Source organism: Ruegeria sp. CH8 (assembly GCF_056536985.1).
The window spans coordinates 126,081-149,024 of the sequence record NZ_JBQFQR010000007.1; the positions used below are offsets into that span (position 1 = coordinate 126,081).

25 protein-coding genes are annotated in these 22,944 nt (G+C 58.9%); 9 read left to right on the forward strand and 16 right to left on the reverse strand.

Going from position 1 to position 22,944, the window contains the following annotated elements; all coding sequences use genetic code 11:
* Positions 1-32: 32 nt before the first annotated feature.
* On the reverse strand, positions 33-875 hold the full coding sequence (gene prmC / locus ACR0ER_RS10085; RefSeq protein ID WP_480768808.1) for a peptide chain release factor N(5)-glutamine methyltransferase: 843 nt from the start codon (positions 873-875) through the stop codon (positions 33-35).
* Positions 872-1,927, reverse strand: a complete 1,056-nt coding sequence (gene prfA / locus ACR0ER_RS10090; protein ID WP_480768891.1) for a peptide chain release factor 1 — start codon at positions 1,925-1,927, stop codon at positions 872-874. Before prfA ends, prmC begins: the two co-directional genes overlap by 4 nt.
* A gap of 63 nt (positions 1,928-1,990) precedes the next feature.
* Here prfA and ACR0ER_RS10095 point away from each other — a divergent pair, with 63 nt between their 5' ends.
* Positions 1,991-2,278, forward strand: a complete 288-nt coding sequence (locus tag ACR0ER_RS10095) for a hypothetical protein (RefSeq protein ID WP_480768809.1) — start codon at positions 1,991-1,993, stop codon at positions 2,276-2,278.
* Here ACR0ER_RS10095 and ACR0ER_RS10100 read toward each other — a convergent pair.
* The 4 genes from ACR0ER_RS10100 to ACR0ER_RS10115 all read right to left on the reverse strand — a co-directional run bounded on the left by ACR0ER_RS10100 (position 2,219) and on the right by ACR0ER_RS10115 (position 5,842).
* The gene (locus ACR0ER_RS10100) at positions 2,219-2,617 is read right to left on the reverse strand and encodes a DUF1499 domain-containing protein (RefSeq protein WP_480768810.1); all 399 of its coding nucleotides are present in this window, start codon (positions 2,615-2,617) and stop codon (positions 2,219-2,221) included. The two genes, ACR0ER_RS10095 and ACR0ER_RS10100, sit on opposite strands and share 60 nt — an antisense overlap.
* A 72-nt stretch (positions 2,618-2,689) precedes the next feature.
* Entirely contained in the window at positions 2,690-3,637 is a 948-nt protein-coding gene (gene speB / locus ACR0ER_RS10105; RefSeq protein ID WP_480768811.1) for an agmatinase, read from the reverse strand.
* A 63-nt stretch (positions 3,638-3,700) separates the two neighbouring features.
* Positions 3,701-4,666 (reverse strand): agmatinase, encoded by a 966-nt coding sequence (gene speB / locus ACR0ER_RS10110; protein ID WP_480768812.1) that lies wholly within the window; start codon positions 4,664-4,666, stop codon positions 3,701-3,703.
* Between the two features lie 12 nt (positions 4,667-4,678).
* Entirely contained in the window at positions 4,679-5,842 is a 1,164-nt protein-coding gene (locus tag ACR0ER_RS10115; RefSeq protein WP_480768813.1) for a M20 aminoacylase family protein, read from the reverse strand.
* Between the two features lie 66 nt (positions 5,843-5,908).
* On the opposite strand from ACR0ER_RS10115, the gene mazG reads away from it, so the two are divergent.
* The 3 genes from mazG to ACR0ER_RS10130 all read left to right on the forward strand — a co-directional run bounded on the left by mazG (position 5,909) and on the right by ACR0ER_RS10130 (position 8,217).
* Positions 5,909-6,766 (forward strand): nucleoside triphosphate pyrophosphohydrolase, encoded by an 858-nt coding sequence (gene mazG / locus ACR0ER_RS10120; RefSeq protein WP_480768892.1) that lies wholly within the window; start codon positions 5,909-5,911, stop codon positions 6,764-6,766.
* A gap of 63 nt (positions 6,767-6,829) precedes the next feature.
* The gene (locus ACR0ER_RS10125) at positions 6,830-7,771 is read left to right on the forward strand and encodes a nucleoside hydrolase (protein WP_480768814.1); all 942 of its coding nucleotides are present in this window, start codon (positions 6,830-6,832) and stop codon (positions 7,769-7,771) included.
* The gene (locus ACR0ER_RS10130; RefSeq protein ID WP_170329004.1) at positions 7,768-8,217 is read left to right on the forward strand and encodes a GNAT family N-acetyltransferase; all 450 of its coding nucleotides are present in this window, start codon (positions 7,768-7,770) and stop codon (positions 8,215-8,217) included. The genes ACR0ER_RS10125 and ACR0ER_RS10130 overlap by 4 nt, the downstream gene beginning before the upstream one ends.
* A gap of 387 nt (positions 8,218-8,604) precedes the next feature.
* Here the strand turns inward: ACR0ER_RS10130 and ACR0ER_RS10135 are convergent, their stop codons facing one another.
* The 8 genes from ACR0ER_RS10135 to ACR0ER_RS10170 form a co-directional block, all read right to left on the reverse strand.
* Complete coding sequence (locus ACR0ER_RS10135) at positions 8,605-9,282, reverse strand: haloacid dehalogenase type II (RefSeq protein WP_480768815.1); 678 nt, start codon at positions 9,280-9,282, stop codon at positions 8,605-8,607.
* Between the two features lie 59 nt (positions 9,283-9,341).
* Positions 9,342-10,619, reverse strand: coding sequence for a phosphopyruvate hydratase (eno, locus tag ACR0ER_RS10140; protein WP_480768816.1), 1,278 nt, complete (start codon positions 10,617-10,619; stop codon positions 9,342-9,344).
* Positions 10,620-10,764: 145 nt separating this feature from the next.
* Positions 10,765-11,646: a DMT family transporter gene (locus ACR0ER_RS10145; protein WP_480768817.1), complete on the reverse strand. Its 882-nt coding sequence runs from the start codon at positions 11,644-11,646 to the stop codon at positions 10,765-10,767.
* 138 nt (positions 11,647-11,784) lie between these two features.
* Positions 11,785-12,198 (reverse strand): Fur family transcriptional regulator, encoded by a 414-nt coding sequence (locus ACR0ER_RS10150; RefSeq protein ID WP_480768818.1) that lies wholly within the window; start codon positions 12,196-12,198, stop codon positions 11,785-11,787.
* A 55-nt stretch (positions 12,199-12,253) separates the two neighbouring features.
* Positions 12,254-12,976 carry an endonuclease/exonuclease/phosphatase family protein gene (locus tag ACR0ER_RS10155; RefSeq protein WP_170329012.1) on the reverse strand — a complete coding sequence of 241 codons (723 nt, stop codon included), beginning with the start codon at positions 12,974-12,976 and terminating at the stop codon, positions 12,254-12,256.
* 48 nt (positions 12,977-13,024) lie between these two features.
* Positions 13,025-13,387, reverse strand: coding sequence for a cupin domain-containing protein (locus ACR0ER_RS10160; RefSeq protein ID WP_480768819.1), 363 nt, complete (start codon positions 13,385-13,387; stop codon positions 13,025-13,027).
* Positions 13,388-13,584: 197 nt separating this feature from the next.
* Complete coding sequence (locus tag ACR0ER_RS10165; protein ID WP_480768820.1) at positions 13,585-14,427, reverse strand: isocitrate lyase/PEP mutase family protein; 843 nt, start codon at positions 14,425-14,427, stop codon at positions 13,585-13,587.
* A 76-nt stretch (positions 14,428-14,503) separates the two neighbouring features.
* Positions 14,504-15,922, reverse strand: a complete 1,419-nt coding sequence (locus tag ACR0ER_RS10170; RefSeq protein ID WP_480768893.1) for a protein adenylyltransferase SelO — start codon at positions 15,920-15,922, stop codon at positions 14,504-14,506.
* Between the two features lie 87 nt (positions 15,923-16,009).
* Here ACR0ER_RS10170 and ACR0ER_RS10175 point away from each other — a divergent pair, with 87 nt between their 5' ends.
* Both ACR0ER_RS10175 and ACR0ER_RS10180 read left to right on the forward strand, forming a co-directional pair.
* Complete coding sequence (locus ACR0ER_RS10175; RefSeq protein WP_480768821.1) at positions 16,010-16,429, forward strand: cupin domain-containing protein; 420 nt, start codon at positions 16,010-16,012, stop codon at positions 16,427-16,429.
* 3 nt (positions 16,430-16,432) lie between these two features.
* Positions 16,433-17,323 (forward strand): fatty acid desaturase, encoded by an 891-nt coding sequence (locus ACR0ER_RS10180; protein ID WP_480768822.1) that lies wholly within the window; start codon positions 16,433-16,435, stop codon positions 17,321-17,323.
* Here the strand turns inward: ACR0ER_RS10180 and ACR0ER_RS10185 are convergent.
* Positions 17,289-18,365, reverse strand: coding sequence for an anhydro-N-acetylmuramic acid kinase (locus ACR0ER_RS10185; protein WP_480768894.1), 1,077 nt, complete (start codon positions 18,363-18,365; stop codon positions 17,289-17,291). The genes ACR0ER_RS10180 and ACR0ER_RS10185 overlap by 35 nt on opposite strands.
* A 259-nt stretch (positions 18,366-18,624) precedes the next feature.
* Between ACR0ER_RS10185 and ACR0ER_RS10190 the strand changes: the two genes are divergently transcribed.
* Positions 18,625-19,890: an MFS transporter gene (locus ACR0ER_RS10190; RefSeq protein WP_480768823.1), complete on the forward strand. Its 1,266-nt coding sequence runs from the start codon at positions 18,625-18,627 to the stop codon at positions 19,888-19,890.
* A gap of 90 nt (positions 19,891-19,980) precedes the next feature.
* Positions 19,981-21,234, forward strand: a complete 1,254-nt coding sequence (tyrS, locus tag ACR0ER_RS10195; protein ID WP_480768824.1) for a tyrosine--tRNA ligase — start codon at positions 19,981-19,983, stop codon at positions 21,232-21,234.
* A gap of 86 nt (positions 21,235-21,320) precedes the next feature.
* On the opposite strand, the gene ACR0ER_RS10200 is transcribed toward tyrS, so the two are convergent.
* On the reverse strand, positions 21,321-21,677 hold the full coding sequence (locus ACR0ER_RS10200) for a hypothetical protein (RefSeq protein WP_480768825.1): 357 nt from the start codon (positions 21,675-21,677) through the stop codon (positions 21,321-21,323).
* Between the two features lie 503 nt (positions 21,678-22,180).
* On the opposite strand from ACR0ER_RS10200, the gene ACR0ER_RS10205 reads away from it, so the two are divergent.
* On the forward strand, positions 22,181-22,936 hold the full coding sequence (locus ACR0ER_RS10205) for a 3-hydroxyacyl-CoA dehydrogenase (protein ID WP_480768826.1): 756 nt from the start codon (positions 22,181-22,183) through the stop codon (positions 22,934-22,936).
* The last annotated feature ends 8 nt before the right edge of the window (positions 22,937-22,944 follow it).

The window sequence follows — 22,944 nt, forward strand, 5'->3', positions numbered from 1 at the left end:
TCGGCGTTTTTTGGCCTCACCCACAGGTCCAACTACGGCATTTTTGCAAGGACAACGCGATCACGGCCATCCAGATCGTGAATGACCCGCGTTTCGACCAGACCCGCAGCCTGGAACAGGGATGCGACGCTTTGACCCTGTGTCGGGCCGATTTCGACCAAAATCCGTCCCCCCGGCATCAGGAAATCCGGTGCCGAAGCCGCGATATGGCGATACGCGCCAAGCCCGTCGCCCTCATCCGTCAGGGCCATGCGCGGCTCATGCTCGCGCACTTCGGGGGACAACTCTTCCATTTCGGACAGAGAAATATATGGCGGATTTGAAACAATCAGGTCGAATTCGCCCTCAATGTTCTCAAACCAGTCCGAGCGCAGAATCTCAACCCGCTCCTGCACCTGATGCTGCACCGCGTTGGCACTGGCCTGCAGGCAGGCGGATTCGCTCAGATCCGCGCCCACGCCCGAGGCACTAGTACGCTCGGCCAACAGTGTGATCAGGATGCAGCCTGAGCCGGTGCCCAAATCCAGCACATGATCGAAGGGTTCACTTAACGCCGCCTCGATCAGCGTTTCGGTTTCGGGCCGTGGGTCCAACACATCTCGGCTGACACGGAATTGACGACCGTAGAATTCACGCTCGCCCAACAAATGCGAGACCGGCACCCGAATCGCACGCAACGAGATCAACTGGTCATAGCGTTCGGCAATTTCGGGCGACAGTTCCTCGGGCGCGATCAGCGTGACCCGGCTGGCTTCGATTCGAGCAGCGTGAGCCAGCAACACCCGTGCATCCCGCGCCGGATCGGCTACCCCTGCGGCCCGCAGACGTGCGGTGGCGGCGACCATCGCCTGCGCCGCTGTCAACGCTGCGATCATTGTGCCATCTCCGCCAGCAAGCGCGCCTGATCGTCGGCGGTCAGCGCATCGATCACCTCGTCCAGATCGCCCTGCATTACCTGATCCAACTTATACAGCGTCAGATTGATACGGTGATCGGTCATGCGGCCCTGCGGGAAATTATAGGTCCTGATCCGCTCGGACCGGTCGCCCGAACCCACCTGACTGGCGCGGTCAGCAGAGCGTTCGCTGTCGATCCGCTGGCGTTCCAGATCGTAAAGGCGCGTTTTCAGAACCTGCATCGCAATCTCACGGTTGCGGTGCTGGGATTTCTCGGAACTCGTAACCACCAATCCTGTTGGCAGGTGCGTGATCCGAACCGCCGAATCCGTAGTGTTCACGTGCTGCCCACCTGCACCCGAGCTGCGCATGGTGTCGATGCGAATGTCGTTGGCGTCGATCTGGATATCCACATCCTCGGCTTCGGGCAGAACCGCCACAGTGGCCGCCGAAGTATGGATACGCCCCCCGCTTTCGGTTTCCGGTACGCGCTGCACCCGATGCACACCGGATTCGTATTTCATCCGGGCAAAGACATTGTCACCCTTGATATGGGCAACGACTTCTTTGATCCCGCCTAAATCCGAGGCCTGTTCCTCGATAATCTCGAACTGCCAGCCGCGCCCTTCGGCATAGCGCTGGTACATCCGCAGCAGATCCCCTGCGAACAGCGCGGCCTCGTCCCCGCCAGTGCCGGGCCGGATTTCCAGCATTGCAGGCCGTTCGTCGGCTTTATCCCGGGGCAACAACGCCAATTGCAGTGCATGCTCGGCCTGTGGAATACGGGCCTGAAGGTCGGGGATTTCCTCCTCTGCCAGCTCTTTCATGTCGGGGTCGGCCAGCATTACCTCGGCCTCGGCCAGATCGGCGACAAGCTGTCGCCACGCCAAGATCTGATCGACCACCGGCTTGAGGTCCGAATACTCCTTGGCCAAAGCCGCAATGTCGCCGCCCGAGGCGCCATCTGCCATAGCGGCTTCGAGGTACTGGAATCGCTGGGTTATCTGCTCAAGGCGTTCTTCGGGGATCATCCGCGCGGTGTCTATCAATCCGAGGCTTTGGTCAAGGGCCGTCGCTGTGCTAAGCTGACGCGCATGAGACGTTTGGTGCTTGTTTTCCTACTGTGCGCGGCGCCTGCCATGGCCGATGTGATCGGCCCCGGAGGCAAGGTTCAGGACTGTTATTGCACCGACAAATCCGGCACGCGCGTGGAACTGGGTGAGATGATCTGCCTTCAGGTCGATGGCCGCATGTTCACGGCGCAGTGCCAGATGTCGCTGAACGTACCGATGTGGCGCGAGGTGCAAGAAGGGTGTTTGTCGTCAAGGTTGCAAAGCATCGAGCCACCCATCAACCCGGTTTCGGTTTACCCCAAAATCTGAACGCCCAAAGCGCAGGCGAGCGTGGATGCGCAAGGTGTCTCCGTCCTGCTGAACGGTAGTGTAGTCGGGAAAGCCGATCATTTTGGTGCGGCTGATGTAGGTGACCATACCTTCTTCCACTGAGCCGGCCAAAACCGAGGTTCGGGGTGTAGCTCTGGCGACAGCGTCTAGCCGCGCAAGACCATCCGGCCCGGTTTCCACCACGCGAGTGACACTGCCCTGACTATCGTGGTTCGTTTCACCCAAAGGTGCCGCATGCCATATGCCCGGGTCGGACGGCGCCAAACGGATATAGGCGCCCAGCACCACCACGGCCCCAACAATCAACCAAAACAACATTCTTTTCATCCCGAACCCATTCTGATTGCAGACAATATTCGGAACAAAGTACTCGGCAAGGTGCCGAACTGCTTACCGTGACGTCACCCCGGGCAATATGCACAAAAGCTCGAACAACAGATTTGCCGCCGTCAACGCTGTGTTCCCTGTGGGGTCATAGGGCGGAGAAACCTCGACCAAATCGCAACCCACCACATTCATCCCAGCCAGCGCGTGGATCAGTTGCAGCGCTTGCGGTGTGGTAAGGCCTCCGATCTCGGGCGTTCCGGTGCCGGGCGCGAAGGAAGGATCGAGGCTGTCTATGTCATAAGAGATATAGGTCGGGTGGTCCCCGACGGTCTTTCGGATTTGTGCGCCGATCTCGGTTAAGTTCTGCTGCCACAGCTCCCACGCCGGAAATTGACGGAAGCCCCAACCTTTGGCCTCGGTGAAATCTGACGCGGCATAGCCCGAACCGCGAATACCAATCTGGAAGGTCTTGTCGGGAACGATCAGCCCCTCTTCGTAGGCACGGCGGAAGACAGTGCCGTGGGTTTCCTTTTCACCGAACATCTCATCATTCACGTCCGCATGGGCATCCACATGGACCAATGCGACCGGCCCCCGTTTGGCCGCAATCGCCCGCAGAATCGGCAGGGTGATCGAGTGATCGCCGCCCATGGCAACCGGTATCACGCCTTGCGCCAAAATTGCGTCATAGCTTTCTTTGATGATCGTCAGACTATCAGCCAGCGAGAAGGTATTGATCGCCAGATCGCCGATATCCGCGATCTGCAGACTGTCGAACGGGGCCGCGGAATTGGCCATGTTATAGGGCCGGATCATCGCGCTTTCACTGCGGATCTGCTTTGGCCCGAACCGCGTACCCGACCGCCACGAAGTGCCGATGTCCATCGGAATACCCAACACGGCCACGTCCAGCCCGGCCAACGTATCCGCCTGCGGCAGGCGCATGAACGTGTTCGGCCCGGAAAACCGCGCCAGATCATTGCCGCTGATGGGTTGGTTAAACTCTGTCATGCCCGTATGTCTCCCGTCCGGCCTTTTGGTTAACGTGATATCGGAAAGATGGCTAACCAATGGTTAAGGCACCAGTTTGTTCCACCCCAACAGGCAAATAATCTGCGTTGCCACATGGGCCCCGGCAATCGCCGTCGCGCCGGATGTATCGTAGGGCGGAGAAACTTCAACCACGTCGCCACCCTTGATATTGATCCCGGCAATATCGCGCAGGATGATCTGCGCCTGAATCGACGTAAGGCCTCCCCAAACGGGTGTGCCGGTGCCCGGGGCAAAGGCCGGGTCCAGACCATCGATGTCAAAGCTCAAGTAAACCGGGCTGTCACCCAGAATGCCTTTGATCTTTTGTGCCACGACGGCGGGACCGGACTCGTAGACCTCGCGCGCGTCGATGATGTTGACGCCCAAAGTGTCCTCATTGGTGGTGCGGATGCCCACCTGAACCGAGCGTTTCGGGTCCACGATCCCCGACTTCACCGCCTTGTAGAACATGGTCCCGTGATCCACGCGAGTCATGTCGTCATCGGCCCAGGTGTCCGTATGCGCATCGAATTGCAGCAAGGACATGGGGCCATATTTCTCGGCATAGGCTTTCAGGATCGGAAAGCTGATATAGTGATCGCCGCCCAGCGAGACCGAGGCTACGTCAGCCGCCAGAATGGTGCGGACATGATCGGTCAAGGTGTCGGGAAAGGCCGGGATATTGGCATAGTCATAGGCCACGTCGCCATAGTCCACGATGGCCAACTCGCTGAGTGCATCGAACGGCCAGCCATAGGGCGCGTCGGGCGATTGCAGCGCGCTGGCCTCACGGATGGCGCGGGGTCCCAGCCGGGTACCGGGGCGGTTGGTTACCGCCTGATCAAACGGCACACCGGTCACGGCAATATCCACGCCCTTCAGGTCTTTGGTATAAAGCCGCCGCAGGAACGAGGTGGCACCTCCAAAGGTGTTCTCGAACGACAGCCCTTTGAGGTCCGGGTTGGTGAATGCCTCATCCACCTGATTTTTTGCGTCTTCCAGTGCCATGATTTTCCCCCGTCAGCCCAGCGGCTGCGCCTTTTCCACGATCCGCGCAAAGAATGAGGCCCCCACCGGCGCGATCTCGTCGTTGAAGTTGTATTTCGGATGGTGCCACCCGGCCCCTTCGCCCTGCCCCAGGAACAGATAGGCCCCCGGGCGGGCGTTCAACATATAGGCGAAATCCTCGGCCCCCATGTTTCGCGGAACGTCATCGACGACCCTGTCAGACCCCGAGATTTCCCGCGCGATATCTGCCGCGAAATTCGTTTTTTCGGGGCTATTGATCGTAGCAGGATAATGCACTATGTAGTCAAGCCGCGCCTCAACCCCGTACGAGGCCGCCTGCCCCTGTACGATCTGCTCCATCCGCTCCATCACCATCTTTTGCACGGCCGGATCAAAAGTGCGTACCGTGCCGTTGATATAGGCGGTATCCGGGATCACATTGTCTACCGTGCCCGTGTGGATTTGCGTGACTGAAACCACCAGATCGTCCAGCGCATGGTGATTGCGGCTGACAATGGTCTGCAGCGCCTGCGCAATCCCGCAGGCCGCCATCACTGGGTCACGGGCTTCGTGCGGCATGGCGCCATGGCCGCCAACGCCCTGAATATACACATGGAACGTGTCCACCGCCGCCATGATCGCCCCGGGCGTCGTGTGAAAATCCCCCACCGGGACGTTGGGCGCATTATGCAGTGCATAGACCTGATAGATGTCGAACCGGTCCATGATCCCTTCTTCGACCATCACACCGGCCCCACCGCCAGCCTCCTCGGCCGGTTGAAAGATCAACGCCACGCGGCCTGAAAAATTCCGCGTTTCGGCCAGATAACGCGCGGCCCCCAGCAGCATCGAGGTATGTCCGTCATGGCCGCAGGCGTGCATCTTTCCTGGAGTTTTCGAGGCATACTCGACTCCCGTCTCCTCTGGGATCGGCAGCGCATCCATGTCAGCGCGCAGACCAATCGTAGGCCCGTCGCCCTGCCCGTTGATAATGGCGACGATTCCGGTTTTGGCGATGCCTTCATGCAGTTCGTCCACGCCAAATTCTCGCAGACGCTCGGCGACAAAGGCGGCAGTCTCATGGCATTCGAACTCCAGTTCGGGGATCGAGTGCAGGTGCTGGCGCCATGCGGCCATATCGGAAGAGAAATCGGCAATTCGGTTGACGACGGGCATCTGGGGTGGACTCCTGATCCTGACTGCGGAATGGATGCATCTGACACCGGAACGAAAGGGTTCGCAATGGCCGAAAATCCTCTGATCCACGACAGCGATGCGGGTATCGAGCGTTTGCTGGAAATCATGCGCCGCCTGCGCGACCCGAAAACCGGCTGCCCGTGGGATATCGAACAGGATTTCGCCACCATCGCCCCCTATACGATCGAAGAGGCCTATGAGGTCGCCGACGCCATTGAGCGTGAAGCGTATGATGAGTTGAAGGGCGAGCTAGGCGACCTGCTGTTCCAATCCGTCTTTCACGCACAGATGGCCGAGGAAGCCGGGCATTTCACCTTTCAGGACGTGGTGCGCACCATGTCGGACAAGATGGTCGACCGTCATCCGCATGTTTTTGGTGACGAATCTCGGGACAAGTCGGCCGATCAGCAGACGGTGGATTGGGAGGCCATCAAAGCCGCCGAACGTGCTGGCAAAGAACAAAAAGGCGCGTTGGACGGTGTGGCGGCGAACCTGCCCGCCCTGCTCCGCGCCCACAAGCTACAGAAGCGTGCCGCCCGTGTGGGCTTCGACTGGCCCGACGCCAGCCACGTGCTGGCCAAGATCACCGAAGAAGCCGCCGAATTGGAAGAGGCGCGCAACAGCATGGACGCCGACGCGCTGGAGGATGAATTCGGCGATCTGCTGTTCGTGATGGTCAATCTGGGCCGCCATCTGGGCATCGAACCCGAGGCCGCCCTGCGCCGCACCAACGCCAAGTTCACCCGCCGGTTCGAACAGGTCGAGGCGCGGCTTTCCGCCCGTGGAAAAACCCCGTCTCAAAGTGACTTGGCCGAGATGGACGCGCTATGGGACGAGGTTAAAACCGAGGAACATCGCGCCAACGGCAAACTCCCGCCTGTGGACGCCGCGACCGGGGCCTGAAACCGCTGGACAAGCGCGGTGACACTTGCGAGTGTCCGCGCTTCAAGACCCCGGAGGCAGAGCATGGCACCCCGCAAAATCATCATCGACACCGACCCCGGACAGGACGACGCCGTCGCCATTCTGCTCGCGCTGGCCAGCCCGGAAGAGATTGATGTTCTGGGGATCACCGCCGTTGCCGGGAACGTGCCGTTAGAGTTGACTGCCAAGAACGCACGGATCGTCTGTGAACTGGCTGGACGCACAGACGTACCGGTCTATGCCGGGTGCGATCGCCCACTAAACCGCCCTCTGGTCACGGCGGAACATGTGCACGGCAAAACTGGGCTGGATGGTCCTGTCCTGCCGGACCCGGAAACGCCCTTGGCTGAGGGCCACGCGGTTGATTTCATCATCGACACCCTGCGCGCGAATGAACCCGGAACCGTGACGCTGTGCCCTTTGGGACCGCTGACCAATCTCGCCACGGCTTTTCAGAAAGCCCCCGACATCATCGAACGGGTTCAGGAAATCGTCCTGATGGGCGGGGCGTATTTCGAGGTTGGCAACATCACCCCGGCGGCAGAATTCAACATTTACGTTGATCCTGAAGCCGCTGAAATTGTGTTTAAATCCGGAATTCACGTCGTGGTGATGCCGCTAGATGTGACACATGACGCACTGGTCACCAAACACCGCAACGACGCCTTCCGCGCGCTGGATTCGAAAGTCGGCCATGCCGTCGCCGAGATGACGGATTTCTTCGAACGGTTCGACAAGGAAAAATACGGGTCCGAGGGTGCGCCGTTGCATGACCCCTGCGTGACCGCCTACCTGATCCGGCCCGAGCTGTTCTCGGGCCGTCACATCAACGTCCAGATCGAAACTCAGTCGGAACTGACCATGGGCATGACCGTCGCCGACTGGTGGCGCGTCACGGACCACGCGCCCAACGCAATGTTCATGGGTGAAATCGATGCTGACGGATTCTTTGACCTGCTAACAGAAAGGCTGGCCCGCCTATGAGCGCCGCACTGAAACTTGCCCGCCCCGAAGACCTGGATCGTCTGATGGGGCTGGTCACCGCCTTTCACGCCGAAGCAGGCATCGAACAGGACATCGATCAGACACGCAACGCCCTGGCCCCCTTGCTAGAAGGCATCCCCCACGGTTGCATCTATCTTATCGGGCCGGGCCGCGCACCGTTGGGCTATATCGTTTTGACCTTCGGATGGTCGGTCGAATTTGGCGGTATGGATGGTTTCGTAGACGAGATTTACATCCGCCCCGCCGTCCGGGGCCGCGGCATCGCGACTGAGGTTCTATTGGACTTGCCCAAAGCCCTTGCTGGCGCTGGCCTGACCGCCCTGCATCTTGAGGTCGACCGCGCCAACGAAGCCACGCAAAAGTTATATTTACGCACAGGCTTCAGACCACGTGATCGTTACGTATTGATGAGCAGAAAGCTCTGACTTTCGGCCGCCCCCATCGGAGCCGACACATGGTCGGCTCAGTTATTAGCGGGATTCCCCACGGAAGACGTAGGTTGGCATGTCCATATCATGAACAGGATCACTCGCAGACACCGGATCACCGGTGATTGGGTAAGTGCCCGGCCCTGAACAGGCCGCCAAAAATACAGTGCTGATCACTGAAGCTACGAGAAGGAATTTCGAACCAGACATGGTATGCTCCTTTCTGTAATGCAGCTAGAATACGACAGCTCAAATTGACACAAATAGGAAAAAGTTCACACATAATGGAAATTATGCTTGCCCGAACTCCGTGTTTTGAAAAAGAGCCGTCTTTTCTGGCAGTTACAGAAGAAATTTTTTCGGATTTTTTTTGCGCGACCCGCGTTAACCGAGTTTCTTGGCCAATTCTGTAAAATCTTCTGCCACAATAGCCCAGTTGCCCTCTGCCTTCAGATCGTGGGATTGAGACGGCCCATACTCGGTCGGACGAGCAACAAACGCGGTTTTCAACCCAGCCTGCCGGGCCGCATAAAGATCGTCATTGTGTGCCGCAACCATCATGACCTGATCGGGGTTAAGACGTAACGCGGCACAACTGGCCAGGTAAACTTGTGGCTTGGGTTTATAGTCCTTGGCAATTTCGGCACCAAGAATGCAGTCCCAAGGCAGCCCTCCAAACTTAGCAAGCCGCGTCATCAACGCGATCGAGCCGTTGGAACATGGCGCTATAATCCGCTTGCATTTCAGCGCCTGCAGCCCCGGCACCACGTCCGGCCAAGGATCCAAGCGTTCCCATGCTGCTGTTAAATCGGTGGGATTTGGGACAGTCACACCAAAGCGGGTGGCGACGACCTCAAGGTTTTCGCGGTGAAGATCGTCCAGCGGCACATAGCCCCTACCCCCTTCGCGGATGGCGGCCATCGATGGGTCGTACTCTGCCCGCCACGCATCGGCAAATTCCAGGGCGTTCAGATCCGGCAAGACCGCCGCCACTTCGCGCGCGATGGAACTGCGCCAGTCAACGCAGGTGCCGAACACGTCAAAGATTAGCGCTTCTACCATGATCTGGCCTTCATCCTGACAGGTCCTGCCCGGTGTCGGGCAGGACTATTTTTGCCGGATCAGCGCTTCAGGATCGAAGCCCCGGCATATTCCGCGACCTCGCCCAGCGATTCCTCGATGCGGATCAGTTGGTTGTACTTGGCCAACCGGTCCGACCGCGCCAGCGAGCCGGTCTTGATCTGACCGCAGTTGGTGGCCACTGCCAGATCGGCGATCGTGGCGTCCTCGGTCTCGCCCGAGCGGTGCGACATGACGTTGGTATAGCGCGCCCGGTGCGCCATATCCACGGCACGCAGGGTTTCGGTCAGCGAACCAATCTGGTTCACCTTGACCAGCATCGAGTTCGCACAGCCGTTTTCGATCCCCTGAGCCAGACGTTCAGGGTTGGTCACGAACAGGTCGTCACCCACCAGCTGCACCCGGTCACCCAGCATATCAGTCAGCGCGCGCCAACCGTCCCAGTCATCCTCGGACATGCCGTCTTCGATCGAGATGATCGGGTAGTCGTTGACCAGCGCCGCCAGATAGGCCGCGTTTTCGTCAGAGGTCAGGGTCTTGCCCTCACCGGACAGAAGGTATTTGCCGTCCTTATAGTATTCAGTTGCGGCACAATCGAGCGCCAGATGGATTTCCTCGCCTGGCTTGTAGCCTGCCTTTTCAATGGACTTCAGGATGAAATCCAGCGCCTCGCGGGTCGAGGCGATGTTCGGGGCAAAGCCGCCCTCGTCACCGACTCCGGTGGCCAAACCAGCCGCCGAGAGTTCCTTTTTCAGAGTGTGGAAGACCTCGGACCCCATGCGGACCGCCTCGCGGATGTTCGCGGCCGAGGTCGGCATGATCATGAATTCTTGAATGTCGATCGGGTTGTCAGCATGCTCACCACCGTTGATGATGTTCATCATCGGCACCGGCAGAACGCGGGCCGAGGTGCCGCCGACATAACGGTACAAAGGCTGCGTAGTGAAATCTGCAGCCGCCTTCGCAGCCGCCAGCGAGACACCCAGAATGGCGTTTGCGCCCAGACGGCCCTTGTTCTCGGTCCCGTCCAGTTCGATCATCGCCTGGTCGATTGCAACCTGCTCGGTCGCGTCAAAGCCCACCAGTTCTTCGGCGATCTCACCGTTCACGGCGGCGACGGCTTCCAGCACGCCCTTGCCCATGTAGCGGCTTTTGTCGCCGTCACGCTTTTCCACCGCTTCGTAGGCACCGGTCGAGGCACCCGAAGGCACGGCGGCGCGACCCATGGTGCCGTCTTCCAGGATCACGTCCACTTCGACCGTCGGGTTACCCCGGCTATCCAGAATTTCGCGTGCGTGAATGTCGATGATGGTGCTCATGAGGCCCGTCCCTGTGGCTGAAATCAGTTGCACGCCTCATAGCATCACAGGGTAAAAAGTAAACCGGTCATGTTATCGCTAACACGCATATAATCGGAGCTTTAGGGCTAACAGGTTCCTGTTTGCGCCAACGTGCGACGATCCGTCAGGCCGCAAGCGCCATCTGGCGGGCCAGCTTGCGTTCGCGAATAAAGGTGTACATGCCCGACCCCATGATCAACGCCGCCCCAGCAAAGGTCAGGAAATCAGGACGTTCCCCAAACATCAGCATTCCCGCCATGATCGAAAAGATCAGCCGCGTATAGCGGAAAGGCATCAACGCCGAAGCCTCGCCAATCCGCATGGCGGTGACGATGCCGTAGTAACCAAGCACACCAAATCCGACGGCACCGATATACGGGCCGATCTGCGCCGATTGCAGCGGAACGACGGGTTGGGCGGTAAACACCATCAGCGCCACACCCGACAAGGCCACCGCAAAATAGGCCTGCAGAGCCACCACCGAAGACGCGATCCGCGGGTCAAGCTTGCGGGTGATCAGGTCCCGCGCGGCAATGGCGATCACGGTTGCCACAACATACAGAGAGTCGGGCTGAAACCCGTCGAAACCCGGCCGAATGATCATCAGGACGCCGATGAAGCCAAGCCCAACGGCGCTCCACCGCCGCCAGCCGACCTTTTCACCCAGAAACAGCGCCGCCCCCATGGTGACGGCCAGTGGCATCGCCTGGAACACCGCGGCCACCGTGGACAGGTCCACCAGTGACAGAGCGGTCACGAAGGTTAGCGCCCCGACCATCTCGGTCGCGGCACGGGCCAGAGGCAAGGGCTGCCAGACTACTGGATCAAGGATGCGCTTGCGGGTGGCCACAGCCAGTGCCACAAACAGAAGACCACAGACCACACCCAGAACAACCATGATCTGACCAGTCGGCACAGTGACCGACAGCAGCTTGATGAACATGTCCTCAAGTGCAAAGGCCGCCATCGCGCCGACGACCAGCAAAATGCCGTTTACGTTGTTCATGGTCATTTCCGTAAAATCTCGCGGCCCTATTCGCCGCCCCTTACGTCACCCAATACGCAAGACGCCGGTTCAGGCAAGCACTATCAGGCCGAAAAATCATGATTTCCCGTGAGCCTGACCTTCGCGTTTTGTGATGGGTCAGTCCTGATCCAGCGGCACGCCGTACAGTTCCAGTCGGTGGCCTTTCAGCTTATAGCCCAATTTGGCCGCGATTTTTTCCTGCAGCGCTTCGATCTCGGGGTCGACGAATTCAATCACCTCACCCGATTGCATGTCGATCAGGTGATCGTGGTGGTCACGCTCGGCATCTTCATAGCGCGCGCGGCCGTCGCCGAATTCCAGACGCTCGAGAATCCCGGCCTCTTCGAACAGCTTCACGGTGCGATAGACTGTGGCGATAGAAATCCCCGAATCCACCTCGGAGGCGCGGAAGTAAAGCTCCTCGACATCCGGGTGATCTTCGCTTTCTTGCAAAACCTGCGCGATCGTGCGGCGCTGGCCGGTCATACGCAGGCCTTTCGCTTCGCAACGGGCGATGATCGTATCGGACATTTGTGATCCCCAGAGTAGTTCGGGTTTCTGTCTTAATACGTCTGAGCGGCTGGCGCTACCGCGGAATTGCGGTTTCCCGCGTCACCCGCAGATCGGCCCAAATCGGCAGATGGTCCGAGGCAATATGCGCAGGCCGGGTGTCATGCACCCCATGCAAAACTGCCTCAAGCCCCACGCCCAGCGCGATCCGGTCCAACGCCCCCAAAGGCTGCGCGGCCGGGAAGCTGGGAACGGGCGGGAGAAAGCGCATGTCCGGCGCCAGATGGTCCAGCACCGGCTGACGCGACCATTCGTTGAAATCGCCTGCCCAAACAGTAGGCATCTGGTCCAGGTCATCGTCGAAACGGCGGATATGAGTGATTTGCTGGCGCCGGGACGCGGGCAACAGACCCAGATGCATCCCCATCACCCGCAACGGTCCGATATGCGTATCGAACTCTACCCGCACCGCCCCACGAGGCTCCAACCCCGGCAGGTCGTGATGATGGGTCTGCCGCACCCGGATCGCGTCGCCGCGCCAAATGACTGCGTTACCGTGCCACCCCAGACTGCCTGCCCCGCCCAGATCGACAATCTGCCACCCGGCCTCATCCAGCATGAAATGCGGCAAGGCAGCAGGTCGCGGCGGCAAACGTTTGTCAGCCTCTTGCAGCACCACAATATCGGCTTTCATGCTGTCGATGACCTGCATGATGCGTTGCGGCTGCCGCCGGAAATCGAGACCTACGCATTTCTGGATATTATAGCTGGCGATGCGCAGGGTTGAGGATTGGGTCATGGATATCCTGTGATTGGCATGTAACGGTGCGCGGCAACCCGGTTTCTCTCAAAACTGCGTAACCATCAAATTGACAGGTTCCCCTCCTTCAGCAGAGGAGGCATGACCCGTTCCGGTGACATCTTCTGCCCAGAACAGATCACCGGCGGTAAAGTCGCGAATCTCACCCGATCCGGCCTGAACGCGAAACGTTCCCGACAGAACCGTTGCAAGCTGTCGCTTGGGCGAGCGGTGCGGTTCGCCCTTCCACCCTGCAGGCAAGGTGAGGAAGACAAAGCGTGAAGCATCATACACGTCAGATACATGGAACGGCGCGGCGGGTGGGGCAAAGGTCTTGAGTTCGAGGTCAACGTCTCTGTCCTCAAAATATGAAACGCCCCCTGAATCTTCGAGCAAAATGGAATAGCGCATTATCTGCCCCCTTAAATCAAATATGATTATTCCCCTAGTGTACTCATTATGCAGTATTCCGCGTTGATGGTAAGCCGCAGGGCGATGTGATCTTCCGAATATTCCCTTTAGCCGCCCGGATATCGCTTTGTTCTTTTGGAACGCTCATTCGCCTGCAATTGCTCAATGACGCGGGGCGCGAATTGTTGGATTGAGGTTCATTCGCGATCCGAGAGTTTCTTGTTCGACATCACCTTGCTGATCTCTGATCCTGGCATCGCGTCACTGGCATAGGTAAATGTTCCCGTCTCTCGCACCTCAATCGCTGCGCGTTGCAATGCACCAAATGCGGCCCGGGCAAATGACCCACCAACGCTGATCCGTTTCACACCGGCCTCTGCCAATTGTGCAACGGTATAAGTCGGGGCTTGCAGGCCCATCACGACATTTACGGGCTTATCCAAAGCGCGGCACACGGTTCGGATCGCCTCGATATCCGGCAGGCCTGGGGCGTACAGGACATCTGCCCCTGCATCTGAAAATGCCTGTAGGCGTCTGATTGTGTCTGAAAGGTCTTTTCGACCCCAGAGATAATTCTCAGCCCGGGCCGTCAACAAAAACGGCTTACCCTGAACAGCATCTGCCGCCGCGCGAATGCGATCAACAGCCATTGGCAACGGGTAGATCGGATCGCTCTTGTTACCCGTTGCATCTTCGATGGAGCCACCGACCAGCCCAACCTCGATTGCCTGTCCTATAGTTTCTGCGCAGATTTTGGGATCGGCACCAAATCCGTCTTCCAGATCAGCAGCCACCGGCAAATCCGTAGCCTGAACAATTTCGGATGCATTCGCCAAAATTTCCTCCCTACTGAGGCTGGCGAATGAATCCAGTTTTCCTTTGGAAAAGGCGTATCCAGCACTTGTAGTTGCCAATGCTTCAAACCCCATGCAGGCCAATAACCGCGCCGAGCCCGCATCCCAGGGATTCGGAATAACGAAAGCTCCATCCCTGTTATGAAGCGCTTTGAAATGCTCAAATTTTGTTTCCTGATTCAACACGCTACCTCCGATTTCTGGGAAGTATAACAATCAGGACCAAATAGGGCATCGGTTTCTCAGCTGCCTGAAACCCACCTTATGTTCCGCAGAAAGTCGCGTGAACCACCTCTTCATCAGTCGGGGGATTTCTCAGATCAGCCGCATCGGGTTGATCAACATATGGTCGCGCCAGAACCTTGTTCAGACGATGGAACGGGGCGTAATCCCCGTTAACCGCCGCCTGTATCATCTGCTCGACCCGGTGGTTGCGCGGGATAAAGGCAGGGTTGGCGGCCTTCATTACCGCCTTTGGGCATTCTTCCCGGACCAGTCGCGCCTGCCAGCCTTCGGCCCATGTGTCGTAGGCCTCAGGCGAAAGGAACTGATCGCGGGCATTATCGTCGCCCAGTGCCCGGAAGGTGTTGGTGAAATCAGAGCGGTTCTCGGCCATGCGGGTGAGAAGATCGGTGATCAGGGCTTCGTCGCCATCATTTTCGATAGTCAGACCGATCTTGGCACGAAAGCGCGCCAGCCATTCCTGATGGATCAGACCGGGCATTGCGTGTACGATCTCGGTCGCTTCTTCGACCGCGGCTTCGGGGTCATCTACCTGCTGGATCAATGCCGTCGCCAATTGCGCCAAATTCCAGACCGCAATGTCCGGCTGGTTGGAATAGGCATAGCGTCCCATCCGATCGATTGAACTGTAGACCGTGTTCGGGTGATAGCTGTCCATGAAGGCACACGGCCCATAGTCGATGGTCTCACCAGCAATCGAGCAATTGTCAGTATTCATCACCCCGTGGATGAACCCCACGCTCATCCACTGTGCGATCAACCGCGCCTGCGCATCCCGCACCGCGCGCAGAAGGCCCATCGGCCCCTCGGCATCCGGATAGTGGCGAGCAATGGCGTAGTCGGTCAGTTTACGCAGGTTGTCGGTCTGCCCGCGGCTGGCAAACACCTGAAACGTCCCCACACGCAAATGGCTTTGCGCCACGCGGGTCAACACCGCGCCGGGCATCGGTCCTTCGCGCAAAACGACCTCACCGGTCTCAACCGCTGCCAGCGCGCGGGTGGTTGGGATGCCCATCGCGTGCATCGCCTCGGACACCACGTATTCGCGCAGGACAGGTCCCAGCCAGGCCCGGCCGTCACCTCTGCGACTGAACGGCGTTGGGCCTGAGCCCTTCAATTGAATATCCCGACGAATGCCATCGGTGCCGACTGTTTCCCCCAGCAGAACCGCGCGCCCATCGCCGAGCTGCGGATTATAGCTGCCGAACTGATGTCCTGAGTAAAGCTGCGCTATCGGCTCGGCCCCTTCGAGCAGAGTGTTACCGGCAAATGCCTCGGCCATCTCATGCACGTCACCGGGCGTGACACGCAGGATCTGCGCCAATTCCTCGTTGAACGCCACCAGATGCGGCGCACGCACCGGTATTGGCGCTTGCCGCGCATAGAAGCTGTTGGGAAGCCGGGCGTAGCTGTTGTCAAACGGGATCGTCAGGGTCATGCCGCAAACATATTGCTGAAATACACGAATACCATAGCGGATCGCACCCTCGCGTGCATAATCGCGCCAAACAACACCGAGGCCCCCATGACCGTGCAAGAGATCATCGACCACCTGAACCTGACCCAACACCCCGAGGGTGGATGGTTTCGCGAGACATGGCGTGCGGAAAACGAAGGCCGCGCCACCGGCACCTGCATCTATTTCCTGCTGCAGGCGGGTGAACGCAGCCACTGGCACCGCGTCGATGCCACCGAGATCTGGCTGTACCACGCCGGTGCACCGCTGACCCTGTCGCTCAGCCCCACAGATGACGGTCCCGCGACCGACCAACTGCTGACCCCCGACCTGACAACGGGCGCACCGCAGATCATCGTGCCTAAAAATCACTGGCAATCGGCGCAAACCACCGGAGACTACACTCTGGTCAGTTGCACCGTCTCACCTGGGTTCGAGTTCGACGGTTTCGTGCTGGCCGATTCGGGGTTTGATATCGCACGAGAATGAAGAATGGATCACCGCGAATTGATAGCGTCTATCCCGCCAGATTCCAAAGACAGCCTGCAAAAGCGGTCGAACTATGCCGGACTTAGGCATCTTGCGCTTTACGGGGTTGTGCTGACAGGCACGTCGGTGTGCATCGCAACCAAGGCCCCACTTTGGCCCCTGCTCATCCTGCCTCAGGGCGTCCTGTTGGTTTTCCTGTTCACCCTCAGCCATGAATGCACGCACAAGACGCCTTTTCGCACCGGATGGTTGAACGAAGTTATCGGGCATTTGGCTTCCATCCCCATCGCCCTGCCCTTTACGTGGTTTCGGTATTTCCATCTGGCGCATCACAAGTGGACCAACCACCCTGAAAACGACCCGGAACTTGCGGGAAAACCGCGACCAGAGAATAGGGTTGATCTGCTGGTCTACCTCAGTGGCTGGCCGTACTGGACCGGTATGGCCAAAGTTCTGGTGACAAACGCTGTGGGCAGGATCGGCGCGCCCTACCTGCCAGCTCGCCAACACCGCGCCATGCGCATTGAAGCACGCCTGTTGCTTGGGCTTTACGCCCTCGCTGGTATCAGCCTGCTGTATTCGTCGCTTTTGTTCTGGCTTTGGATTTTCCCTGTTCTGCTCGGTCAGCCATTCCTTCGCCTTTACCTTCTGGCCGAACACGGGCTTTGCCCACCCGTTGCCAACATGCTCGAAAATTCCCGCACGACTTTCACAAACCGTATCATTCGCTTTCTAGCCTGGAATATGCCCTACCATGCCGAGCACCACGCCTACCCGAACGTGCCATTCCATCAGTTACCGGCCTTGCATGAGTGGACCCAGTCACATCTGAAATCGACTTCGGAAGGCTATTCCGAGTTCACCGTAGATTACCTGAATTCCCTACAGCGCTAAGCACTCCACCCCCAACCAGCGCCTTGACCCCGGTCGTACCCGGGCATGAGGTTGGCAATCCTCTTGCGACCCGCACGGCCAGGTAAGCGAAAGCCTGCGCCTCGAGCATGTCTCCGTCCAACCCCACGGCCTCGACCGGTTCGACCTGGCAATCGAGCGAGACGCGCAGCATTTCCATCAGAACCGGGTTGTGGCGTCCACCCCCGGTCACCAACACGCGCGAGGGCGGTTTCGGGCAGTGCTCCATCCCCTGCACCACGCCTGCCGCGCACATACCGGTCAAAGTGGCAACGGCATCGGAATCTGAGAGTTCCTGAACCAGCCCGATCATCTCGGCAAAGTCGTTGCGGTCCAGCGATTTGGGCGGCATCCGGGTAAAGAACGGCTCGGCCAGAAACAGCTCCAGCGCCCCGGTTTCGACCGTCCCGCCCCGCGCGACAGCGCCGTCGCGGTCCATCGGCAGTCCAAGCCGGGCCTGCATCAAGTCGTCCACAGGTGCATTTGCGGGGCCGGTGTCGAAGGCCAGCAGCGCGCCAGGGATTTCCGGCCCGTCAAAGCTTGGGTCTACATAGGTCAGGTTCCCGACCCCACCGAGGTTCAGGAAACACAGCGGCTCGGTCGCACCGATCCATTTGGCGCAAGCAAAATGGAAGAACGGCGCCAGCGGAGCACCCTCGCCTCCCATTGCCACGTCATCGGTGCGGAAATCCCAGACGACCGGCACGCCCAGCGCCTGCGCCAGCCCCTTGCCGTCGCCCACTTGCAACGTACCGCGCCCGCTGGGTTCATGCGCAAGGGTTTGGCCATGGAATCCGATCAGATCGACCTCTTCGAACTCGGACAGCGCCTCGGCATGGGCAAAGGTCACCAGTTCGGCCGCCTTGTCCACTGCAGGTCCGTGCCATTGGCCAAGGGCACCGCGCAGATCGGCGCGTTCGGCGTCGGTATAGGCGCGATAACCGCTGGGTCCAAAGCCGATGATCCGGTGCCCGTCGGTTTCGACCACCGCCGTATCCACACCGTCCAACGACGTCCCAGACATCGCACCCAGGGCTCTGATCGGCCCGCTATTCCTGATGGCCCGGTTCACGCTCACCTCTTGTGTTTATTGGCGTCGAAACCCCGACGCGGCGCGCTAAACCTGCACGTTTTGCGCGTTCAAAGGCAAGAAAGAACGCACCTTCCGCGTGTATTTTTGTCGCCATGTGCACGCCTGCAACCACAACCAATTCGTCGAGAGAGTTGCGCGAAAGCCTGGGCTGAGTAACCATTGTCGACATCTGCATGCCAAACGGACAGCCATGACGGACACTGAGACACCCAAACAACCCGCCGAGGGGCGCAATTACCAGCTGATCTTTTGGTCAGGGTCGCTGGCGACAATTGGCGGGCAGTTGGTGAATCCCAACCTAGTGCTGCCGTTCCTGTATCTCGCCTTGGGGGCACCAACGTTTTTCGCCGGACTACTGCTGCCGTTCGTGACCGGGTCGCGGTTGATCGCCGAGATATTCATGTCTCCGTTTATCAACCGGGTGACCCGCGCAAAGCTTGCGGTTTACGTCCCCAACATCCTGACCGCAGCGATTCTGGCCATTGTTGCATTGTTTGCGACCGATCTGCCTAATGTGATGATCGTGCTGCTGTTTCTGACGACCGCTTTGATCATGGGGCTGTGTCAGGGTATCACCAGCCTGGGCACCAGTCAGATCTACGGTATTTCTGTCCCCAATGAAAAACGCAACCGGATGGTGTTTGCGCAGGCCACGATCTCGGGCATTCTGGCCATCCTTGTTGTCTGGATTACCCGTGACCTGTTGGCCTCGGAAGAACCCATGCAGCGCCACATCGTTGTCCTGTGGTGCGGGGTCATTGCCATGTTCGCCGCTGGCGTCAGCTTTGCTGGCGTTCGCCTGCTGGAAGAGGAACAGGCCCGCGCGCCCGAAAAGACAGAGAAACCCAAACCGCTGGCCGAACTGGTGACCGGGTTCAAAACCGGCATGGCCTATGAGTGGTATCGCAAGTTCCTGACGGCCCGACTGATCTTTGTCTCGGTGGAATTGGCGATGCCATTCTACACGATCCACGCGGCAACGTTTCATGTCGGAACCAAACACTCATTGAGCTACTTCGTTATGGCCGCCAGTCTGGGGATGGTGCTTGGCTCTATCATCTGGGGCTGGCTCAGTGGGCGCATCTCGGTCAAGCCGGTGATGTGGTTGGGGTGCCTGATCTCGGCCGTTTCAGCCATCCTGGCGCTGGCCTTCACCTTCATTGGCTATGCGCAAAATGTCTGGATCTACGCTTTGATCATTCTGCTGCTGTCGTTGGGCGGGAATGGCGTGATCTACGGACGGTACCTCTACATCATCGAAATGACATCGGAGAAAGAGCGCCCTTATCTGGTCGCCCTCGGCGATGTGAGCGCCGGGTTGGTCGGGATGGTCTTTGCCGCGATCCTCGGTGCAGTGGCGCATCTGCACGACCCAGTGACGCCGATATTGGCGCTGGCGGTGCTGAACGTGATAGCGATGGTCTATGCCTTCCGCCTGCCGCCGACCAAAAGCTGACGTCGGCGCGTTTTCCGTGAAAAGGTGCCTTTTCCTTGACTAAAGCGCCGCCTATACAGTGCCCCGCAACTTCAACCCAAAGGGCACGCTATGACCTACCATCCCAAATCGGATTTCATCGCCACGATGATCGAGCGCGGCTTTCTCGCCGACTGCACCGATTATCAGGGCCTTGACGAAGCGCTGATGAGTGGATGCAAGTCGGCCTATATCGGCTTTGATGCAACGGCCAAGTCGTTGCATGTGGGCAGCCTTATCCAGATCATGATGCTGCGCTGGTTCCAGAAAACCGGCCACCAGCCGATCACCCTGATGGGCGGCGGCACCACCAAAGTGGGCGATCCGTCCTTCCGCGCCGATGAGCGCCCCCTTCTGGGCCCCGAACAGATCGAAGAGAACATCGCTGGCATCAAAAAAGTGTTCTCGGCCTATATCGACTATGACAGCGACGCCGAGAACAAGGCGCTGATGCTGAACAACGCCGAATGGCTGGACGGTCTGAACTACCTTGATTTCCTACGGGATATCGGGCGGCATTTCTCGGTCAACCGAATGCTTTCATTTGAATCGGTGAAATCGCGGCTGGATCGCGAGCAGTCGCTGAGCTTTCTCGAGTTCAACTACATGATCCTGCAGGCCTATGACTTCCTTGAGCTGAACCGCCGTTACGGCTGCGTTCTGCAGATGGGCGGTTCGGACCAGTGGGGCAACATCGTCAACGGTATCGACCTGACCCGCCGCGTGCTGGATCACGAGATTTACGGCCTGACCTCGCCCCTGCTGACCACCAGCGACGGCAAAAAGATGGGCAAATCTCAGGACGGAGCGGTCTGGCTGAACGCCGACATGCGATCGCCCTATGAGTTCTGGCAGTTCTGGCGCAACACCACCGACGCGGACGTCGGACGGTTCCTTAAGCTCTACACCGAAATGCCGGTGGATGAATGCGACCGTCTGGGTGCCCTGCAAGGGTCCGAGATCAACGAGGCCAAGATCCGTCTAGCCAACGAAGTGACTACTCTCGCCCACGGTGCCGCTGCTGCCGCAACCGCCGAAGCCACCGCGCGCGAAGTCTTCGAAAAAGGCGGTGTAGGGGGCGATTTGCCCACCCTGACGCTCAGCCCGGAGGAGTTGGGCGACGGTATGTCCATCGTGCAGGTGATCGTTAAATCGGGGCTGGCGAAGTCCGGGAAAGAGGCCAAACGCCTGATCGCCGAAAACGGCGCCAAACTGGACGACGCGCCACTGACCGATGCCGGGCTGATGATCGATGCGGGCGCCCTGTCCTCGCCGATCAAGCTGAGCGCGGGTAAAAAACGCCATGCGTTGGTGCAATTGGGCTGATCAGAGCCTAAGACAACATTGAAAACGGCCACCCAGTTGGGTGCCCGTTTTGTTTTCCACTCACCTAAGGGCGCACATCTGTGCGGTTACTTTTTACCGCCACCTTTACCTTTGCCGCCCTTGCCGCCACCTTTACCGTCGCCGCCCTTGCCGCCACCTTTACCGTCGCCGCCTTTGCCGTCGCCGCCCTTGCCGCCACCCTTGCCGTCGCCGCCTTTGCCGCCACCCTTGCCGTCGCCGCCACCCGGACTACCGCCATCGTCGCCGCCGTTGCCGCCGCCGCTATTATTGTTGCCGCCAGTGTTGCCGCTGTTCCCACCGCCAGTGTTGCCGCCGTTGCCCGGGTTGCCACCCCCCGTGCTTGAACCCGAGTCGTTCCCATTGTCCGAGTCAAACTGCGCAAACTGATCACTGCTGCGGTTTTCGCCAGGATTGCCAGGCACGCCAGTTGAACCTGTCGGCAAATCAGTCAACAAAGCAGCTAAACCGGGACACTGCGACCCGGTCACATTCAAAGTCGTTTCGAAATCCGCCCGTCGTTGCAAACGATCCAAAAAACTCGGCGTAACCTGTGCGCAATCGCACAACGCTGCATAGTCACCTGCATTTGCATAGTCTCTGGCAGTTTGCCAATTGCAGGTTTCAGGCGCTGCAGCCGCTCCACTAACCGTCAAAAGTCCGACAAACGGTGCTGAGACCAAAACACCAACTACTTTCTTCTTACTTTTTACCATATTTGGCACCTCCTGAACTCTTAACACACGATCGTAACTGTTTGTTCATTCACGAGATGGCGACTGCCCGTGAAGAGTTGTTAAACGCTGCCTGAAGAAACCTTCAGAAAACGCAGCGCTCGTGGGGAAACGTGCCTTGGCCGCAAATCTGTAGACATCTCTCTGCTGATAAGGTTATTGAACATATGTTCATAAAACCGGAGGAGACCGTCATGCATCTGTCCACCACAGCCGCGATCATCACCGGCGGCGCGTCGGGCCTGGGTGAGGCCACCGCCCGCCATTTCGCGGATCAGGGCGCGCAGGTCACCATTCTGGACCGAGACGCTGAGCGCGGAACTCAGGTTGCAGCGGAAATCGGCGGGCATTTCGCCAAAACGGACGTAACCGATGAGGCATCTGTCGCGAATGCGATCACGCATGCAATGGACAAGATGGGCCGGATCACAGCCGCCGTTAACTGTGCTGGCATTGCCTATGGCATCAAGACAGTCGGCAAAGATGGCCCGCACCCTCTGGACGCTTTCCAACGCACTATCGATATCAATCTGGTCGGCACTTTCAACGTTTCGCGCCTGGCTGCGGCCGAGATGGCAAAGAACGAACCCGAACCCGACGGCGCGCGCGGAGTGATCATCAACACGGCTTCAATTGCTGCCTTTGACGGGCAAAAGGGACAGGCAGCCTATGCGGCCTCGAAAGGCGGCGTGGTGGGCATGACCCTGCCGATGGCGCGCGATCTGGCCTCGACCGGTGTCCGGGTGATGACCATCGCGCCTGGCATTTTCATGACGCCCATGCTGGCTGGCCTGCCCGAAGAGGTGCAGCAACAACTGGCCGCCGATGTGCCTAACCCCGCCCGTTTGGGCGATCCAAATGAATACGGGCGGCTGGCTGGGTTCATCGTCGAGATGAGTTACCTGAACGGAGAGGTCATCCGCATCGACGGCGCGCTTCGGATGCGTTAAGTCTGGCC

Bases quoted from the DNA above. Each gene is read 5' to 3' on its own strand.
- prmC (WP_480768808.1), bottom strand. From the start codon at position 875: ATGATCGCAGCGTTGACAGCGGCGCAGGCGATGGTCGCCGCCACCGCA.
- prfA (WP_480768891.1), bottom strand. From the start codon at position 1,927: ATGATCCCCGAAGAACGCCTTGAGCAGATAACCCAGCGATTCCAGTAC.
- ACR0ER_RS10095 (WP_480768809.1), top strand. From the start codon at position 1,991: ATGAGACGTTTGGTGCTTGTTTTCCTACTGTGCGCGGCGCCTGCCATG.
- ACR0ER_RS10100 (WP_480768810.1), bottom strand. From the start codon at position 2,617: ATGTTGTTTTGGTTGATTGTTGGGGCCGTGGTGGTGCTGGGCGCCTAT.
- speB (WP_480768811.1), bottom strand. From the start codon at position 3,637: ATGACAGAGTTTAACCAACCCATCAGCGGCAATGATCTGGCGCGGTTT.
- speB (WP_480768812.1), bottom strand. From the start codon at position 4,666: ATGGCACTGGAAGACGCAAAAAATCAGGTGGATGAGGCATTCACCAAC.
- ACR0ER_RS10115 (WP_480768813.1), bottom strand. From the start codon at position 5,842: ATGCCCGTCGTCAACCGAATTGCCGATTTCTCTTCCGATATGGCCGCA.
- mazG (WP_480768892.1), top strand. From the start codon at position 5,909: ATGGCCGAAAATCCTCTGATCCACGACAGCGATGCGGGTATCGAGCGT.
- ACR0ER_RS10125 (WP_480768814.1), top strand. From the start codon at position 6,830: ATGGCACCCCGCAAAATCATCATCGACACCGACCCCGGACAGGACGAC.
- ACR0ER_RS10130 (WP_170329004.1), top strand. From the start codon at position 7,768: ATGAGCGCCGCACTGAAACTTGCCCGCCCCGAAGACCTGGATCGTCTG.
- ACR0ER_RS10135 (WP_480768815.1), bottom strand. From the start codon at position 9,282: ATGGTAGAAGCGCTAATCTTTGACGTGTTCGGCACCTGCGTTGACTGG.
- eno (WP_480768816.1), bottom strand. From the start codon at position 10,619: ATGAGCACCATCATCGACATTCACGCACGCGAAATTCTGGATAGCCGG.
- ACR0ER_RS10145 (WP_480768817.1), bottom strand. From the start codon at position 11,646: ATGAACAACGTAAACGGCATTTTGCTGGTCGTCGGCGCGATGGCGGCC.
- ACR0ER_RS10150 (WP_480768818.1), bottom strand. From the start codon at position 12,198: ATGTCCGATACGATCATCGCCCGTTGCGAAGCGAAAGGCCTGCGTATG.
- ACR0ER_RS10155 (WP_170329012.1), bottom strand. From the start codon at position 12,976: ATGACCCAATCCTCAACCCTGCGCATCGCCAGCTATAATATCCAGAAA.
- ACR0ER_RS10160 (WP_480768819.1), bottom strand. From the start codon at position 13,387: ATGCGCTATTCCATTTTGCTCGAAGATTCAGGGGGCGTTTCATATTTT.
- ACR0ER_RS10170 (WP_480768893.1), bottom strand. From the start codon at position 15,922: ATGACCCTGACGATCCCGTTTGACAACAGCTACGCCCGGCTTCCCAAC.
- ACR0ER_RS10175 (WP_480768821.1), top strand. From the start codon at position 16,010: ATGACCGTGCAAGAGATCATCGACCACCTGAACCTGACCCAACACCCC.
- ACR0ER_RS10180 (WP_480768822.1), top strand. From the start codon at position 16,433: ATGGATCACCGCGAATTGATAGCGTCTATCCCGCCAGATTCCAAAGAC.
- ACR0ER_RS10185 (WP_480768894.1), bottom strand. From the start codon at position 18,365: ATGTCTGGGACGTCGTTGGACGGTGTGGATACGGCGGTGGTCGAAACC.
- ACR0ER_RS10190 (WP_480768823.1), top strand. From the start codon at position 18,625: ATGACGGACACTGAGACACCCAAACAACCCGCCGAGGGGCGCAATTAC.
- tyrS (WP_480768824.1), top strand. From the start codon at position 19,981: ATGACCTACCATCCCAAATCGGATTTCATCGCCACGATGATCGAGCGC.
- ACR0ER_RS10205 (WP_480768826.1), top strand. From the start codon at position 22,181: ATGCATCTGTCCACCACAGCCGCGATCATCACCGGCGGCGCGTCGGGC.